Source organism: Rhodoferax sp. U2-2l (genome assembly GCF_020594515.1).
GTDB lineage: Bacteria > Pseudomonadota > Gammaproteobacteria > Burkholderiales > Burkholderiaceae_C > Rhodoferax.
Genome location: NZ_JAJCTH010000042.1, coordinates 1 through 415, shown reverse-complemented (window position 1 = coordinate 415; position 415 = coordinate 1). Strand labels below are relative to the sequence as shown.

1 pseudogene is annotated in these 415 nt (G+C 63.6%); it reads left to right on the top strand.

Annotated features, from left to right (window positions below):
- Positions 1-415, top strand: a pseudogene (locus LHU53_RS19590) (hypothetical protein); the annotation flags it as partial.

Sequence of the window (415 nt, the reverse complement as noted above, 5' to 3'; positions counted from 1 at the left end):
CCAGCACGGTCACCGGCACCACCCTGACGCCTACCATCACCCAAGGCACCCAAACGGTTGACGTCGACACCCAAACAGTGACGGTCACCGAAGGCACCAGCACGGTCACCGGCACCACCCTGACGCCCACCGTCACACAAGGCACCCAAACCGTCAACGTTCCAACGGAGACCGCCACCGTCACCGAAGGTACCAGCACGGTCACCGGCACCACCCTGACGCCCACCGTCACCCAAGGCACACAAACCGTCAATGTGCCCACCGAAACAACCACTGTCACAGAAGGCACCAGCACGGTCACCGGCACCACCCTGACGCCTACCATCACCCAAGGCACCCAAACGGTTGACGTCGACACCCAAACAGTGACGGTCACCGAAGGCACCAGCACGGTCACCGGCACCACCCTGACGCC